The organism is Candidatus Arsenophonus nilaparvatae (assembly GCF_045346035.1).
Classification (GTDB): domain Bacteria; phylum Pseudomonadota; class Gammaproteobacteria; order Enterobacterales; family Enterobacteriaceae; genus Arsenophonus; species Arsenophonus nilaparvatae.
In genome coordinates this window covers 1,508,055-1,524,485 of sequence record NZ_CP158507.1, presented here as the reverse complement: position 1 = coordinate 1,524,485, position 16,431 = coordinate 1,508,055, and the positions used below count along the sequence as shown (strand labels likewise).

Here is a 16,431-nt window from a genome sequence, read left to right as displayed (position 1 = left end):
TTATTTTTTAGTGCATTAATTATTATATGAGTCCAGTGGCATTTGTAGAATTTTTTCAGATCTTTGATGAGGCGTTGTTGGCATACATAGTATTTTATCTGTATCTACTTGAAGACATTTTTTGCCGCTTTCTTCCCACCAATTGGGATTCCCTGCAGCTAATTGCTCTTTATAAAACTGTTCATAGCGTTCTGCGGTGGTTTCATTAGCAATAGATATTGAACAAAACCCTATAAAGAAAGTTGCAATAAGAATTGTAAATAATGATTTCATAATTCACCCTTTCAATAAATAAAAACAGTAACAATATCAATTATTATTATTAACAAGTAAATGATATTTTTGTAAATGAAATAAAACGTTATAAATGGACTTTTTTTAATTTTTTATATAAGCCTTCACACCAATTGAATTTAATTGTCATCAGTAGATATCAATATGGATGACGGAACACTCGCTCAATTGGCGCCTGACGCTAGGCGAAATTATCTCCGTCTCAGACGCCAACTCGAAACCTTAGAAGCGCAGTATTTGGGGTTAAGAGAAAGGGTGAGGGAGGTTTATAAGCAACAGAGTAAGTAATTGTCTAAATGAATCAAAGGCTGAAGTCACTTTGAGATTAACCTTTTCATATTAAGAAGAGGTATGCTTTGTTTTGATTATTTATTTTCTATAATATCCATACAGTATGGAATCTCTTTTCCATTTGTGTCATAAGAGGGACAACAGTAACGACCGGGTTTGAAAGTACAACCAGGATATAATTTTTCACGTTCCTCTTCTACTGTACCTGCAATAGAAAAATAACTAAACCCTAAAAGCGACACAATAGCTATTGTTTTGAATAATGATTTCATGCTTTATCCTCCAAAGATAACTAAAAATTGTTATTAATGATACCTCTTTTAATTAACATTTAAATTACATTTATGTAAATACAACAAAATATCACAAATAGAATTTTTTTAATTTTTTATATAATTTTTCACACAGTTGGTGTGAAAAATTATCCTCTACAAATTAAACAAAAACTTTCCATTTACGCCAGATTAAAAACACCACCTACGGGTGGTTTTTGTTTTATGAGGAAATAAAAATGGCACTCACAGACAAACAGGCAGCATTTTGTCGCGAGTACCTGATTGATTTAAATGCGACACAAGCTGCTATCAGAGCCGGTTACAGTGAAAAAACAGCTAAAGATATTGCCGCTGAGAACCTATCAAAACCCAACATTCAAAATCGAATTCAGCAATTGATAAATAGCCGCAATGAACGTCTGGATGTTGATGCGGACTATGTTCTAAAACGCCTTGTTAGTATTGACCAAATGGACATTCTTGATATTTTGACGGATAAAGGTGATTTAAAACCTGTCAAAGAATGGCCAAAAGTCTGGCGCACTACCTTAAATGGTTTAGATATTATGGCCATTTCATCGGCGGAAGATACAACTGAGGCGCTACTAAAGAAAATTAAGTGGCCAGACAAAATTAAAAACCTGGAGTTACTTGGTAAGCATATCTCAGTTATGGCATTTAAAGAGCAGATTGCGCAAAAAATAGAAGCGACCTGTAACATTATGCCAGTCCCGGCATGTGACAGTGTCGATGATTGGGAAAAAGTCGCTCAGCAACAACAAAGTGAGGCATTAGGTGGATGAATTACAACCTAGTGTGGAAACCTTTGCCGAGTTCTCAATCGTTATCGCTAAGTTGTCCTTGCAACGAGATACTGTATGAAGGCACGCGAGGCCCCGGTAAGACTGCTGCCCAGTTAGCGCGATTCAGGCGTAATGTCGGTATCGGTTACGGTACATTCTGGCGAGGTATTATATTCGATACTGAATATAAAAATCTGGCTGATATTATTACTCAGTCAAAGCGTATATACCGCCTGTTTAAAGATGGAGCGCGGTTTCTGGCCTCTGCTTCAGAATTAAGATGGGTATGGCCAACGGGTGAAGAGTTACTTTTTCGGTTTGGCAAAGAAGTCGATGATTATTGGGATTACCATGGGCAAGAATTCCCCTTTATTGGCTTTAACGAATGATAGCCACAGTAAATAATCTATTACGGATAATTATATGTTATTAAATATGTTATTGGTTCGTGTGATAGTAATTTTTTAGTGGGTAGTAGATAGGTTTGTGTTTAGTTATTTATCGGAGTAAAGGAATAATTCAATAAAAATATTGTTGTACAAAATCAAAAATATTAAGTTGTGTGTGTTTCGCTAAATTATATACAAAATAATAAATAGATGATTTTTGTTTTATTAAAAGTCATTAGATCAAAAAAATTAGAGAGTTATATCACTATTTATGAACAATCAAAATAAAAATTCGTTAGAAATGAAATAGTAAAAAGCCGTACAGCTTTTGTATGACTTTTATGAAACGTTGCTATTTTCAACCTGTTTATATATTTTCGCATCAAACCATGAAACTTGTGTTATTTCTTTTAATGGCAGGATAATACTGGTATCTGCATTATTCAGGTCAACATATTCATTTTTTAAAACTATATTGAGATCATCTTTATGTCTGTATCCTGAGAGAATAGGTAAAATAGAAATATATTGATTAGGACCTTCTTTTTCGTTAGGTTCTCCTAATGCATTGATAATCCCTATGTATATTTTTTTGTTCTGTAATGTAATCATGATCTGGCGTCTATCAACTAGAGAGTCGAAGAACATTTCTTCCATAGGATTATCTTTGGTTAGTTCTTGGCGCATTCTTAACATTACTATGTTTTCGTAGTCGATATCAGATTCATCTATTTTTATATGCAGAAAATAATTATAAATTTTTGCCCTGTATATAACTATTTTTTTTGCAGCTTTAGCCCAAACATAGGCCACAATTATTGATCCTATTCATAAGAGAATAATCCAAGCAATGATTCTTTCACTTCCAGCTTCTTTAATATTTAAATTCAATTGTTCTTTTATAAACATTACAGGATGAAACGATGGATATATCCATTTAATTAAATAAGCAAAGAATATTGTCCAAATAAAGCACCATAAGCCTAGTGTAGCTGCTTTCATGTAAAGTAACTGACCATCATGACGATGAAGCCTATAGTAATGGGTAGGGTGTTGAGTTAAAACAATATACCCACTTACTAATAAAGGAATAATTAGTAAGGCAAGCACCTATGTTCCTATTTTATTTTTTTGTTTTCATTAGAGATAATTTCATGGGCGTCTGCACGCATCGATTTTACTTTGTCAGAGGAGGCTAAATCTTGTTTTGAAACAATAATAGCCCCACGACCAATGACCTCAACACTTTTGGTTTGAGAGGTTCTTAGTCTTTCAGATAACTTCCTTTCTTTTTCGATAGCATCTTTGCCTAACAATTTTACAAATATATTAGTCATAGTCTTCCCTCCTTCATTGCAAATAATCTTGCATACTCCTTTAATATCAGCATATTTGATGATTGAGTATCTTTCAAGCACTAATAATGCGTTTACGTTACCAGCTAATCCAGTAATTTTTCTTAAAAATAAATTATAAATTATGAAAAGTAATATATGGTATCAAATTTTTATTCAATTTAGAGGATATTGTGAATATTTGCTATAATGGCATTAATTAAGTTTATCATTTTACTTCAATATTTTGATAAAATTGATTTTTTTGCTAATTATGTTGTGTTTTTGTTATGCATTATCTTGTTACAATTGACTATCTTATCATTACTAATGGTATTTTTTTATAAGGCTATATTTTATATTTACCCTAGCTCCCCCATCTAACCCCCCATTTCTACAATTATTGCCAGAACTTTGAGGCGCGCCGATGGCGCTTTTTAAAAGCTCCTGGTCCTCGCTATCAGGGACTTTCTTTACCAGTCAGTTTTTTCGGCAACGGGTTTTGATTATATCGGCGGAGGGGTAAGTTGGGCATAAATGCCGACCACTTTTTGCACTTCTTCATTGTAAGTGTTGAGTTGGTCGTGGGTTTGGTAGGCAACGCGAAGAGTTTGTTGATTGCGTGGGGTACAGGGGCCGCCATGAGCCTTGATATAAGCAGCAAAATCGCCTTCATCGGCCGCTTTTCTGACCTGTTCCGTGATTTCGCCTAATTTGTCGGCAACGGGTACGCTTCTTAAACGACGACATTCGCGGTAAACGCCTTTTGACGGCAGTTTGTAAAAGTGAAATTGTGGAATACGTCAGGTAGTTGCCCAAGTGGTCACGGTGGCGGCCATCTCAGTCAGCGGTTTGCCGGTTTCAAAGTCAACATCACCGTCCAACGCGCAACCAGCGATATTTTTAGCGATATATTTGGCAATATAACCGACTGCACCGCCTTACATCGTCAGCACAACTATTTGCCAGAAGATTTTCAACACTGGCGAGTTAAAGAGATTATTAACCGAAAACTAATTTATTATACTGGTGGTGAGCCGGGTGACATTCCGATGTTGATTTGGCTAGATGTTAGGCTGGCGATGCCACCGGTTACGGTGTGGCATCAGAGGCAGAATTGAGGTTAGAAATAATTGGATAATAAATTTTAAGATTCTGGCAATATTAATTTCTAAGGTTACTTTAATTAAATATTATTGATATAAATAAATTATTATATGATTACAACTATATTATTTTTCATAAATAATAAGTATATATGAAAAATGTGTTTTTGTTTATGTTTGCATGTAATCAACTTTTTTAATTTAAATTACATGAATATAATAAAAAATATATTTATTTGAGTAGTTATAGTATGTCATTATTAATACGTTGTTATAGCACTTAAAATAAAAATAGGATAACTATTATGCAAATATCATATATTCAACCAAAAATAAAAACTTATTTTGAATTCAACCATTATAATGTTGGTATGGTTATTTATGACTATGCTCTAAATATTTGGCAAGGTTTTAAGATATTCATAGAACAAGAATCTACTCCATATTATGATGATAGGTTAGTTCAACCAGCAAAAGATAACAACCCGCACGGTGTTTTATTTACGGTTTTGGATCCAAGTAAACCACAAAAATTCAATTTTTCTATTAGCACAGAATATAACTCAAATGGTAAGGATTTAATTAAGGGTAGTTTTTCATCTATTAAAAATAAAGATACAGGTGAAGTCGAAATTATTGATTTAAAATATGATACAGAAAGTGGACTAAAATTTGACATCTCACTTTATTGGCCAGGTGACGAAAATGATACTGTCTGGATTTTTCTACTAAAAATAACTGCGTGTGAAAATAAATAATATAACTCTTATAAAGAAAAATTTTTAAATATCTTTTATAAATAGAATAAACTTGATAGTAATTATTTTATTTAAAATTAAATAGTAATTAAATATTACTATTTACAGTAAGTTATTTATATTGTTTACTCTCAAATAAAAAATTATTTTTATATAGCCCCGGCTTAGCCGGGGTATCAATTTAATTGAATTAGCTTTCCAATAATTTCATTCGGATGAATATATAGCCTGCTTTATTTTGCTGAATTTTATTAAGTCTATGGTTATTACTAATTCATTATCATTTAATTCTTTAACGTTTGCAACATTGTTATTTTCAACGAAAACTATTGCTTTCAAGTTAAGTTAAGTTAAGTTGAGTTGAGTTGAGTTGAGTTGAGTTGAGTTGAGTTGAGTTGAGTTGAGTTGAGTTAAGTTGAGTTAAGTTGAGTTAAGTTGAGTTAAGGTTGGTTTGTTGCTGAGTTATGTTTCCATTTTATTGAACGCATTGATGTAACTCTTCCGTTGCAGAGCTTTTTTCCAGTAGACCCCATAGCAATTAACACAAAGCCATCTCGGGTAAGTACAAACATAGGCATTTTTCTAACAGCTCCACCCCCTAGACTCTCTGACCCGCTCGTTAGTGATAATTATTAAACGGCGGACAGTGGTTTTATTTTTTATGGTAGCAAGCAGCAGAGAGAATTAGTTCGGTTGGATGTTAGGACTAGCGGTGCCACCGGCTTCGATGTGGCATCAAAAACAATATTCATTGAAATAAGATTAAATTTTTATTGGTAAATTTAATTAAAATAATAGAATTACTTTTGTGAAAATCAGTTTAAATAAAACAAGATTAAGTGAAAAATAATATTTATTAGATTGTAATCAATATTAAAAACTTTCTCATAATAAATTTGATATATTTTAATGCGAATTATACTAATAAAAGGAGATATATTATGAATGTATGGGACAACTTTTATCGTTTAGATTATCTTGATTTAGCTTTTGTAAATAATACATCAGCCCAAAGGGCGACGATTTATGGCAATAGTCAGAATCGGATTGCAATTTCAATAAAAGTGAAAATTGTTGATAAAAATAATAATCCCTTAGTCATTCCGGCAGATGAATTACTAAGAAGTGCCCACTTAGTTCAATTTCGCAATGGTAAACGATTGAATTGGGAAGGCTCTGGTCCTGACTCTAAGCCTTGGGTTTATACCAGATCTAGTAATGACTATACTGAGGTACCTGCATTTGACGCAGTTTTGACTGATAGTTATGTTGAGCCGTTAACAGGAGCGCAAGAAGTCATTTTTTATCTTTATGCGACTGATGCTAGTAGTGGTATCGATATTGCAGCTGGATTTAATGTTCCTGGTGTGGGTGATTTTAATACCAGCGAAAATGGTACCCAAAATAGAAATGGTCCCAAAGGTGAATCGGGATCAATGTTTAAAAATCCGAAAAGTAAACACATTATTGCGGTTGAGAAAATAAATTATAGCGATAAAACTAATATTGAAATGGATAAAAGCATTTTAGAACATACTAATAATTTCTCTTGGGTATCTCGTTTCTGGAATAGTGGTCCATTTGCTGAACATGGAAATGGAAGAGCAATGGCCGGGTACGTAACATTTAAACCAAAGAATGCATCGGTAAAGAATTTTAAACAATGGTCGATTGTCTATGAAACAGTAAAGAATGCTGATGTAAATAGATATACCGTTCATTGGCCAGTAAATGTTCTTGAGGAAGGTTTTTTTGCACTTCCTGGTGATGATTATCCTGCTGCGGTTATTTATAGTTCAAGCCGTGGTAGCAGTTCAGATGACGGTCATGTTAATTTTTGGCATTCTGGTGAAGGTAAGTTCATTATTTCTGGTCATTTTTTCTTGAGGGATAGTAATTATACTTATAGATGTGCTCCATATGCATCAGGCCAACATGTTAAACCAATTAACCCAACAATATATATTTATAAAATGATTATTCCTACTGTAAGTAGTGCTGGACAACTAGGGTGGGAAGATTGTATTAGGAAACCTGTAGTTAAGGTAGTTGATGTATATGGTAACTCAGGGGAATTCCGGCTTAACTTTGATGATAAAGATAATTTTGATAGTCCTGGTATTATTTAATTTTATTCTTATACAAGATAGAGTTTTTGGCTTTCTTAATCAAATATGCAACTCTGTCATATTAAAATAAAATTTTTCCTTTTTCTTCATGCCAGTGCCTATGCTTAGCATAGGCACGAATTCATTTATTTAACTTTTCTATAATTTCATCCGAATGAATATACAGCCTGCTTTATTTCGCTAAATTTTATCAAGTCTATGGTTATTACTAATTCATTATTATTAGATTCTTTAACACTTGCACCATTGCCGTTCTCAATGGAAAATATTGTTTTAAAGTTAAGGTTGCTTGGTAGTTTGCTTTGCTACAATGGTTTCATTTGTTATGGTACTAGCAGAAGAGGGAATTTAGTTTGGTTGGATGTTATGATAGAGATGCAACCGGTTTCGATGTGGCATCAAAAACAATGTTCATTGAACAAAATTAAATTATTTATCGGTAAGTTTAATAATTAATGCAATCATAGCATCACTTTTGTGAAAATTAGTTTAAATAAGACACGATTAAATGAAAAATAATATTCATTAGATTTTAATAAATATTAAAAACTTTCCCATAATAAATTTGATATATTTTAATACGAATTATTCTAATAAGAAGGAAATATATTATGAGCGTATGGGACAGCTTTTATCGTTTAGATTATCTTGATTTAGCTTTTGTAAGTAATACATCAGCCCAAAGGGCAACCATTTATGGGAATAGCCAAAATCGGATTGCAATTTCAATAAAAGTGAAAATTGTTGATAAAAATAATAATCCCTTAGTTATTCCGGCAGATGAATTACTAAGAAGCGCCCACTTAGTTCAATTTCGCAATGGTAAACGTTTGAATTGGGAAGGCTCAGGTCCTGACTCTAAGCCCTGGGTTTATACGAGGTATAGTAATGGCTATACTGAAGTTCCCTCATTTGACACAGTTTTGACTGATACCTATTTTGAGCCGTTAACAGGGGAGCAGGAGGTCATTTTTTATCTTTATGCGACTGACATTAGTAGTGGTATCGATATTGCGGCGGGATTCCATGTTCCTGGTGTGGGTGATTTTAATAACAGCGAAAGTGGTACTAATACTAGAAATGGCCCTAAAGGAGCATCGGGATCAACATTTAAAAATCCAAAAAGTATCCATCTTAGAGTTATGCCAGCTATTAGCTACAATCATGGAGAAAATGTGGTAATAGTGAAACGTGAAGTGATTCAGGTTAACACATTTAACTGGCAATCTAGATATAGCGTGGGTGGTCCATATGCAGCCCATAGTAATGGCCAAGTATGGCGGGGTGAAGTCATATTTAGACCAAGTAAAGAAATTGGTGTAAATCCAACTTTTAAAGAATGGGAAGTTAATTATACCGCAGTTACTAATAATACATTGAATAAAGATAGTATTAATTGGGGACCTGACATGCATTGTTTTGATGCCATTCCCCATAAACCATTCCCATGCGCAGTTATGCATCGGGGACAGGAAGAGCAGAATCTCATGTCATTTGTTGGTATCCATCTATCGGTGGTGAAATTGTTATAAATGGTCATTATATTTTGCAAGATACCAATTATTATTATAAATGCAGTCCTTATTTTAAGAACACCTTTAGTAAATCTAAGCATCCAGCAGTACAACTAGCTAAATTCATTGTTCCTGAAAGTAATCTTACCCAATATGGTTGGCGAGATGATATTAGTATTCCGTCATTTAAAGTAACAGATAACTTTGGTAATACGGGTCAATTCTCTTTAAAATTTAATGACTCTGATCATTTTGATGTACCAGCCATGGTATAGATTGTTTAGAAGTTAGCCATTTACATTGTTATATAAAACCCCTGTTAAACTGGGGTATTAAATCTCCAACTAACTTTTCTATAATTTCATCCGAATGAATATACAGCCTGCTTTATTTCGCTAAATTTCATCAAGTCTATGGTTATTACTAATTCATTATCATTAGATCCTTTAACGCTTACACCATTACCGTTCTCAACGGAAACTATTGTTTTAAAGTTAAGGTTGCTTGGTAGTTTGCTTTGTTACAATGGTTTCATTTGTTATGGTACTAGCAGAAGAGGGAATTTAGTTTGGTTGGATGTTATGATAGAGATGCAACCGGTTTCGATGTGGCATCAAAAACAACGTTCATTGAACAATATTAAATTATTTATCGGTAAGTTTAATAATTAATGCAATCATAGCATTATTTTTGTGAAAATTAGTTTAAATAAGACACAGGATGGTTAAATATAATATTCATTTATTTTAACAAAAACTAACAAGTCTCCCTATCTAAAATTTGATATGTTTTATTGCGTAGACAGCAAAGTATATTATTAATAGCGTATAAGGAAACATATTATGAGCGTGTGGGATGATTTTGGTAAATTGGAATTACTTTGGATAAATATTCTTAATTATGACAACGATGGATATAATAACCATAAGTATGCGACTATTTTTGGTAATGGTAAAAATCAGGCCACTATTTATATTAGAATTAGAATATCTGATAAGAATAAAAAAATATTGATTATTCCAGATGATGAATTACTTAAAGCCGTACATCTCGTACATTATACAGAAGGTAAACGATTAAATAGACAGGGAGATAATTCTAATTACAAGCCATGGGTTTATACCAATGAAGATTTAGGTTACGCCAAAGTAATATCGACTTCAAATACAGTGAAATCTGAAGTCAGTACCTATGGAGAATATGGGCAAGTAATCAAGCTTTACTTACATGCGACAGAACCTAATGAAGGCTTCAAGATCAGTGCGGGCATAGATATTCCGGGTGTAGGTAATTTTAATACCAGTGAGATGGGGACGATCACTCGAAATGGCCCAGAAGGAAAGACGGGTTCAGCATTTAAATATCCACATTTTGTTCATATTAAAGCCATTACGCCAATTGATTATGGTTCAAAATATAATGTCTTAGTAAATAAAGGTAGCAGTGAAATTTCCAATAAAATAAAGATATCTAAAGTGGGAAATGAAAGGCAGTATTTAAAGGATATTTTTTATTTTAACGGCATTAGTAAACGAGAAGATATATCTATTAGGCCCAAAGAAATAAAATCAAACGATAAAAATACTTTTAAGGTAATTAATGTTATCAGAGATAAAAAGGCTAATTTGGATACTGTTAAATTTCTAAATAATAATCTTCCTGACATCATTGTAGGAATGGGGGGAGGATCATTTTCATCATATTTTGTTTTTGTTGCTCCTCAAGACCTGGTTGGTTTGATGCCTGGTAGTTGTATTTATGGGGTCGAAGAATTTACTAATATTGTTTATAAGTATGAGTTGTCACAAAAAGTTACCAACTACGGGGGCTCTGATAGTCCAAATTTAAGCTCTAGTAGACCAAGTGCGGCAGTCTTCATCTTACAATGTAATATTCCATTAAGGAATGTTGGAAAATTCAATTGGTGTAATCAAAACGAAAATGCGGTTGTTAAAATGGAAGTCATAGATAGTTATGGTAATAGTGGGATTATTACAATCAAATCGCATTATGGAGATTCTTCAATTATTGATATAACTATCAATGAGGAATAAGTTTTAAGAAAGATATTGAAAGGTAAATAATGTTATAATTAATGCTTATTTTAGTTATATCTCATCCAGAATATAAAACCCCTGCTAGACAGGGGCATAATTATAATCAATTTTTTATTTGCTTTTGCGTATTATTTGCTTTTGCGTATTATTTGCTTTTTATTTAAATTAGGTTGGGTATATATTTGCCTTAACTAATTTTTCTATAATTTCATGATATAATTTAATTAGCATTAACTTTCGCAATATTTTTTCTCGTACAAAAAACAACTGCAAAGATTTAAAAGATAAACTTTCTTGGTGAAAGTTGGCAATCCTTTATATCCATATTTTATTAATAAATTACCGCCATTGGACTCCAGGTTATTTTACCTCTTTAAGCCTTATTTTTGATAATTATTCATACTTTTTTATTTCATTATAGAATGATAACTTGTGTATCGTTTAAACAGAAAAAAGTTATTAAGTTTGCAAAATTAACTTTATTAAAATAAAAAACAGTAAAATAAAAGCAAAAATTTTATATTTGTTTGTAATAATTTAAAGTATATAAGTGAATTTTTTTAATTATTTTTTTGTAACAATAGGTTTTATAAAAAATAATAAATTAAAAAAATGTCATTAAAGCCATTTTTTGATAAAAAATATTAATTCATTTTAATTAGAGGTCTGATTTTTTTTGTGTTAGATATATATTTAAGTAAATTAGGAAAATTATTAACATATGACAATATAAATAATAAGGAGCAAAACATAAAATTATTATTAATAATAGAGAATACTTAAATACATCATTACCATACTCATTTTTTAATATAAAAAATGAGTCAAATTTCTTTTATAAAGAATAAGGAAAATAAGTGAAGGGTTACTGTATTTTGCTATGTTTATTAGTGTTTTCACATTGTTCACTAGCCGATAATTCAGAAAAGGTTTATCGTGCAGCAATGGAATCACCAGAAGATGTAAAACGAGCTGGAGGATTTTATCCAAGAGGAATGGATGGAACTAGGCCAAATCAGCCACCACCAAATATAAATTTATGGGATCATGTCCATGGTGCCGATACAGGTATGGCTCGACATGATTCTGGCTATGTATCGAGCACGACTGCACGAGGATTTGCAATAAACTGGGTTAACGACCATTTGAATCATAACGGTTACGTCTATCATATTAGGGCAACCCCAAACTTTATTGATGTTAACGGAACATTAAGAAATTATTCTCCCCATGCAGAGGAACTTGAAACTGCTGCCTTAGGTATTATCTATTGGAGCCAAATTATTGGTTGGGAACGAGTCAGAGGTGGTGTCGTTGGCGCTTTCATCGCTAATCCAGACTACAGAGAACGCTTATACAGCAATTTAGCATCATCAGGCCCTCAACCGCAGCTGGCAGGTTTTCCTGATGGTCATCCTGCATGGGGGATCCAACCGTGGTTTCCTTTTGCTAACTGTGAGTTAAAAACTGCTCCTATGTCTTCATGTTACCCTAAGAAAACTGCTCAGGGGTATGGAGAAGCTATGTTCTGGGACTCTTTTAGACAAAAAATTGCCAAATGGTTTGCGGTGATTTAGCAGTAATGGATGATACATATCATAAGGTAGTAGTAATTTATAGAAGAAACATATTCAGATGAATATATTCTTATATAGAATAAAACGTTAACTTATAGATAGCAACGTTTAAGTAAATACAAGCTATAAATATAACAAAATATATAAACAGTAGATTTTTATTTATTAACCTGTAATAAAAAAAGAGTTTATTAGATAGGCGTAAAATAACTGAATTACAATTCTATAAGTTTAACTTATTACTACAATAGATAAAACTTTATTGCAATAAATATTCATTATTTACTAACAATAATTGAAAACTAAATCTAGGGGGCGAAAGCAATATTCTTTATAAAAATTAAAAAACCATCAAGTTTTTTGTGAAAATTATTATTTAATAAAGGAGTTTTTAATGACAAATTTTAAATGTTTTCTGTTTTTTCTTTTTATATTATCTAGTATATCATTTACCACTTATGCTGAAGTAAGTACACAGACAGAATATAAGCTTCAGGGAACGGTTGTCGGTTATGCTGCGGCACAAACTACTAATAATGTTTTATGTTATATTGCAGTAAAAACAGATAATCCTTATTATAGCGGCTATTATCATGCATCTTTTAGTAAAGATGTTTGCGATGCTGCCAGAGCCGCTTTTTACCTCAAACAGGATGTTGTGTTATGGGCTTTTACGGATCCAGGAGCAAATGTTGCAAAAATGCTAGAGGTTAATAATGGCACTGTTAAATGGTGGCAATAATTACAAAATAACAATTATTACAACTTTGTAGAAATAAATATTAAATATTTTTGATCTTAACTATTTGTTTAACAATACAGAGTTTATATGACTCTGTATTATCGTCTTTTATGTCACTCAAAGTTTGATAGTAGCGAAAATTGGTCAAATTAATTAATCTAATATTAAATACTTGCTGTTCACTGTCAGTATAATAAATTAGTTTTTGACAGATAAAATTTAGTAACCAGCTTTGGGTGTCAGCATAGTTCGTATTGATTGCCTGATATGTTGATGGTTCTGTGCTAGTAGATTGTAAAATACTTACTCCCCTGACAGTGATGTTTTTCTGCTTTATTTGCGTTAAGGTCGGTTAGAGCACATAGAAATTAGCGATTAGAAATCAATAACAAGATTAATTTGACTACATACTAAAATTTGATCGAAAAACAGATTATTAACTTAAAAAAATTATTAATAGTAGTAACCAGAAGGGCAATTTAATTACAGTTTTTTTTATAGATTAAAATCAATCAGTAAAGCAGTGCTGAAATTAAATTGCCACCTATTAGGCATTGAGTTAGAAATTAGCTATTTTAATAAGATAAGATCGTTAACTGTACACAATTAATTAACCTTGTTTAATTACATATAAATCTATTACTTTTTGTAATAAAAAATTTATTAAATAATAAATTTCGTATGCGCAGTATTTGATCTATTATTGAAAATATCCTCAATTTGTATCGTTGCGTAGTATTTTCCTGGCGAAAGTGCTCCGGTTTTTAGTACTATTTTTCTCTCTTCTGGCGAAATACCATGCTGTTGTGCAATTAATTTGCCATTAATGCTATCTCTATAGATTTTTATATTGTAACTGAGTTGTGGTGGAGTTTTATCTGAATTTTGCCACTCAACAATAACAGAATAATTATTTATCTGATTGTAAGATGCAGATATATTCTCAATTACAGCAGGAATAACAGGTTTAGGTTTAGTATCAAATTGGTTCGGATAAAATTTTATACTGTTTTGATTATTATCATATATTCCACCGGCAATTAATTTAATATTAGTATTCTGATAAAGTTCTGCTTTCCAATAGTTAGGATTACCGCCTGCGTTTGCTTCATAAAAAATTGGTTTTTGCCAAGAGCCATCTTTATTCATGCGAAAATGTTGACCATAAATGCCATAGTATCCTAATTCTTTACCAGCAAATCGTTCCAGAAAACCTGTACAGGAATTGCCTGTTAATGGAATATCGATGCCCGGTACTGCTGCTGACATGTAGTGTGTCCATTTTTGTTCGTAATAAGAGTACATAAACATTGCCATGCGGGTAACTTTTTCTCCTGGGATATACCAGCGTCTGATCACAGTGGCATACCATTGATCTGTATACCAAGGCATAGGATGTGAAGTATGTAAACCGGTACCTTCACCGCCGAAATGGCTCCAATGTAATCCTTCATGACCGTAGGTTAATTTTACTTCAGTAGGAAGTTCAGGATCTAACTCTTTTAAGTCCCAGATAGAGCAAATATTGTTATAAATAAAAGGAACACCCTCAATGACCTTATCTGCCTGGTGTTGAATACCAGCATAGGCACCACGTTCACCAAAGAAAAAATTACATCCTGACCAGTAAATATGCTCTCTATCGCCTTCAGTAGGTACTTTTTGCTCTATATATAGTAATTCAGCACTATTACTAGAAAAATAAGAAGTAACGGAGGGCCCACTTGAGGGCACGTTATCTTTATCGGCATCAAGCATCGCGATTATTTTTTCGCGTAGGTCATTTATATTTTCCCACCTACTTTGATCATAAATTTTATCAACATCGTAGTGAGCTTGTCCCCAGGTAGTCGAATCTCCGTCAGGGATGTCATTTTCATATTTATGAGCCATTATTTTTTCTGCCTGTACTATTAATTCTTGTTTTTTGCTATCTAGGGCGCTTTTTTTGAGTTCGGCGGTTAGTACAGCTAATGAAGGTAACAAAAGATCATGACTGTATTCGTCATATATTTTAGAATTAACAAAATTCCAGGCTTCAAAAATGATTTTATCATGACAAATTTTTATCAACCATCCAGTTCCTTTATCTCCCAAGCCATTTTGCGTTTTAGTCAATGAAGGGGCTTCAATTAGTGTAGCAAATTGGCGCTGAATAAATTCAATAACACCAAAACCGTTATGTATATGTCCGTTAATTAAAATGGCTTGTGGGTAATAAGAAAGAATTTCTTTTACTTTTTGATCTTGTGCTCCAAATCCACCATATAATCCAGCCCGCCAATGTGTATTGTTCAGAGGTTGATGACTAATAATAAAAATAGGTTTATTAATATCTGCATCAACTGCTAACGTTTCTTCAAGCCATTGTAGAGTCTTATCGGATAACTCACACATATCCTTCAAACCCTTATCTGAGTTTAAGCTAATAAAGTGATATCCATTAATCCAATGATCAAAACAATGAGTTTCAGGGTAAACGATAGGAGAAAATTTACTATTACGTTTTTTATAGTTTATTAGGACGTTAGGATCTATTTCGTTCGTTTCGTTATACCAACGGATATCATGATTCCCTAATATAATGGCTACATTGGAAAAATATTTTTTAGGAAACTCCTGTTCAATAATATCAAAACATTGATTGCGTTTATCAATATAATCAGCGAGGTCTCCTGGAATAAGTAAAGCATTTACTTGATCTATTTTTGCTATGTTTTGTAGACTTAGCTGTAAAGTATTAAGACTATCTTCATCCTCAGCATGCAAGTCACTAATTAATGCAACCGTTAAGATAGCATTATTGTTATTTATCATAGACATTAGTATTTCCTTTTGTATACATATAATACTTACTAGTTAAATTGCATACTGAAAATACTCAATGTTTTTATATTTTAAAATTTAAATTACATTATTTTTTCTTAAAACGGGTGTCGTTGTTTTTATTATTTTTTAAAATAACAATATTCTTAATGAATGTTTTTTAATCTTTTTCAGCTAATTTGCTCTCATTTAATCATATTAACCTATTTTGCTATCGTTTTTTGATGGTTGTAATTGCCGTTAAAAACACCGGGGATCCCAGTTATAGCTTAACTTCGCTAGCTTATCAAATGCTAATTATTTAAGTAAATTATATGGTGTATTAAGTTATTAACT

General features: G+C 32.2%; 16 protein-coding genes and 1 pseudogene. 11 read left to right on the top strand and 6 right to left on the bottom strand.

Annotation, left to right across the window (positions count from 1 at the left end):
- Positions 1-15 precede the first annotated feature (15 nt).
- Together WH390_RS07295 and WH390_RS07290 are read right to left on the bottom strand one after the other, a co-directional pair.
- Positions 16-273, bottom strand: a complete 258-nt coding sequence (locus tag WH390_RS07295; protein ID WP_032114859.1) for a hypothetical protein — start codon at positions 271-273, stop codon at positions 16-18.
- A gap of 386 nt (positions 274-659) precedes the next feature.
- Complete coding sequence (locus WH390_RS07290) at positions 660-857, bottom strand: hypothetical protein (protein ID WP_032114860.1); 198 nt, start codon at positions 855-857, stop codon at positions 660-662.
- Between the two features lie 239 nt (positions 858-1,096).
- On the opposite strand from WH390_RS07290, the gene WH390_RS07285 reads away from it, so the two are divergent.
- Together WH390_RS07285 and WH390_RS07280 are read left to right on the top strand one after the other, a co-directional pair.
- Entirely contained in the window at positions 1,097-1,663 is a 567-nt protein-coding gene (locus WH390_RS07285) for a terminase small subunit (RefSeq protein WP_032114861.1), read from the top strand.
- Positions 1,660-2,049 (top strand): annotated as a pseudogene (locus WH390_RS07280) (terminase); the annotation flags it as partial. The gene WH390_RS07285 and the pseudogene WH390_RS07280, both read left to right, overlap by 4 nt.
- A 342-nt stretch (positions 2,050-2,391) precedes the next feature.
- On the opposite strand, the gene WH390_RS07275 reads toward WH390_RS07280, so the two are convergent.
- Genes WH390_RS07275 through WH390_RS07265 form a run of 3 tightly spaced genes read right to left on the bottom strand, consistent with a single transcriptional unit; the run spans position 2,392 to position 3,389 of the window.
- Complete coding sequence (locus tag WH390_RS07275) at positions 2,392-2,865, bottom strand: hypothetical protein (protein WP_238565668.1); 474 nt, start codon at positions 2,863-2,865, stop codon at positions 2,392-2,394.
- A gap of 15 nt (positions 2,866-2,880) precedes the next feature.
- Entirely contained in the window at positions 2,881-3,162 is a 282-nt protein-coding gene (locus WH390_RS07270) for a hypothetical protein (protein ID WP_238565669.1), read from the bottom strand.
- 8 nt (positions 3,163-3,170) lie between these two features.
- Entirely contained in the window at positions 3,171-3,389 is a 219-nt protein-coding gene (locus WH390_RS07265; protein ID WP_032114863.1) for a hypothetical protein, read from the bottom strand.
- Positions 3,390-3,913: 524 nt separating this feature from the next.
- Between WH390_RS07265 and WH390_RS07260 the strand changes: the two genes are divergently transcribed.
- The 9 genes from WH390_RS07260 (at position 3,914) to WH390_RS07220 (ending at position 13,269) form a co-directional block, all read left to right on the top strand.
- Positions 3,914-4,099, top strand: coding sequence for a hypothetical protein (locus tag WH390_RS07260; RefSeq protein ID WP_187290934.1), 186 nt, complete (start codon positions 3,914-3,916; stop codon positions 4,097-4,099).
- Between the two features lie 72 nt (positions 4,100-4,171).
- Positions 4,172-4,507: a hypothetical protein gene (locus WH390_RS07255; RefSeq protein ID WP_032114864.1), complete on the top strand. Its 336-nt coding sequence runs from the start codon at positions 4,172-4,174 to the stop codon at positions 4,505-4,507.
- A gap of 290 nt (positions 4,508-4,797) precedes the next feature.
- Positions 4,798-5,250: a hypothetical protein gene (locus WH390_RS07250; protein ID WP_032114865.1), complete on the top strand. Its 453-nt coding sequence runs from the start codon at positions 4,798-4,800 to the stop codon at positions 5,248-5,250.
- A 941-nt stretch (positions 5,251-6,191) separates the two neighbouring features.
- Positions 6,192-7,379, top strand: coding sequence for a hypothetical protein (locus WH390_RS07245; protein WP_032114866.1), 1,188 nt, complete (start codon positions 6,192-6,194; stop codon positions 7,377-7,379).
- A gap of 611 nt (positions 7,380-7,990) precedes the next feature.
- Positions 7,991-8,911 (top strand): hypothetical protein, encoded by a 921-nt coding sequence (locus WH390_RS07240; protein ID WP_032114868.1) that lies wholly within the window; start codon positions 7,991-7,993, stop codon positions 8,909-8,911.
- A gap of 14 nt (positions 8,912-8,925) precedes the next feature.
- Entirely contained in the window at positions 8,926-9,168 is a 243-nt protein-coding gene (locus tag WH390_RS07235; RefSeq protein WP_032114869.1) for a hypothetical protein, read from the top strand.
- A gap of 567 nt (positions 9,169-9,735) precedes the next feature.
- Positions 9,736-10,947, top strand: coding sequence for a hypothetical protein (locus WH390_RS07230; RefSeq protein WP_032114871.1), 1,212 nt, complete (start codon positions 9,736-9,738; stop codon positions 10,945-10,947).
- Between the two features lie 860 nt (positions 10,948-11,807).
- Positions 11,808-12,527, top strand: coding sequence for an enterotoxin A family protein (locus WH390_RS07225; RefSeq protein WP_052044823.1), 720 nt, complete (start codon positions 11,808-11,810; stop codon positions 12,525-12,527).
- Positions 12,528-12,921: 394 nt separating this feature from the next.
- Complete coding sequence (locus WH390_RS07220) at positions 12,922-13,269, top strand: hypothetical protein (protein ID WP_032114872.1); 348 nt, start codon at positions 12,922-12,924, stop codon at positions 13,267-13,269.
- Between the two features lie 663 nt (positions 13,270-13,932).
- Here WH390_RS07220 and WH390_RS07215 read toward each other — a convergent pair.
- Positions 13,933-16,086 (bottom strand): metallophosphoesterase family protein, encoded by a 2,154-nt coding sequence (locus WH390_RS07215; protein WP_406850711.1) that lies wholly within the window; start codon positions 16,084-16,086, stop codon positions 13,933-13,935.
- Positions 16,087-16,431 lie beyond the last annotated feature (345 nt).

Coding starts and splice junctions, on each gene's coding strand:
- WH390_RS07295 (WP_032114859.1), bottom strand. CDS start 273: ATGAAATCATTATTTACAATTCTTATTGCAACTTTCTTTATAGGGTTT.
- WH390_RS07290 (WP_032114860.1), bottom strand. CDS start 857: ATGAAATCATTATTCAAAACAATAGCTATTGTGTCGCTTTTAGGGTTT.
- WH390_RS07285 (WP_032114861.1), top strand. CDS start 1,097: ATGGCACTCACAGACAAACAGGCAGCATTTTGTCGCGAGTACCTGATT.
- WH390_RS07265 (WP_032114863.1), bottom strand. CDS start 3,389: ATGACTAATATATTTGTAAAATTGTTAGGCAAAGATGCTATCGAAAAA.
- WH390_RS07250 (WP_032114865.1), top strand. CDS start 4,798: ATGCAAATATCATATATTCAACCAAAAATAAAAACTTATTTTGAATTC.
- WH390_RS07245 (WP_032114866.1), top strand. CDS start 6,192: ATGAATGTATGGGACAACTTTTATCGTTTAGATTATCTTGATTTAGCT.
- WH390_RS07240 (WP_032114868.1), top strand. CDS start 7,991: ATGAGCGTATGGGACAGCTTTTATCGTTTAGATTATCTTGATTTAGCT.
- WH390_RS07230 (WP_032114871.1), top strand. CDS start 9,736: ATGAGCGTGTGGGATGATTTTGGTAAATTGGAATTACTTTGGATAAAT.
- WH390_RS07220 (WP_032114872.1), top strand. CDS start 12,922: ATGACAAATTTTAAATGTTTTCTGTTTTTTCTTTTTATATTATCTAGT.
- WH390_RS07215 (WP_406850711.1), bottom strand. CDS start 16,086: ATGATAAATAACAATAATGCTATCTTAACGGTTGCATTAATTAGTGAC.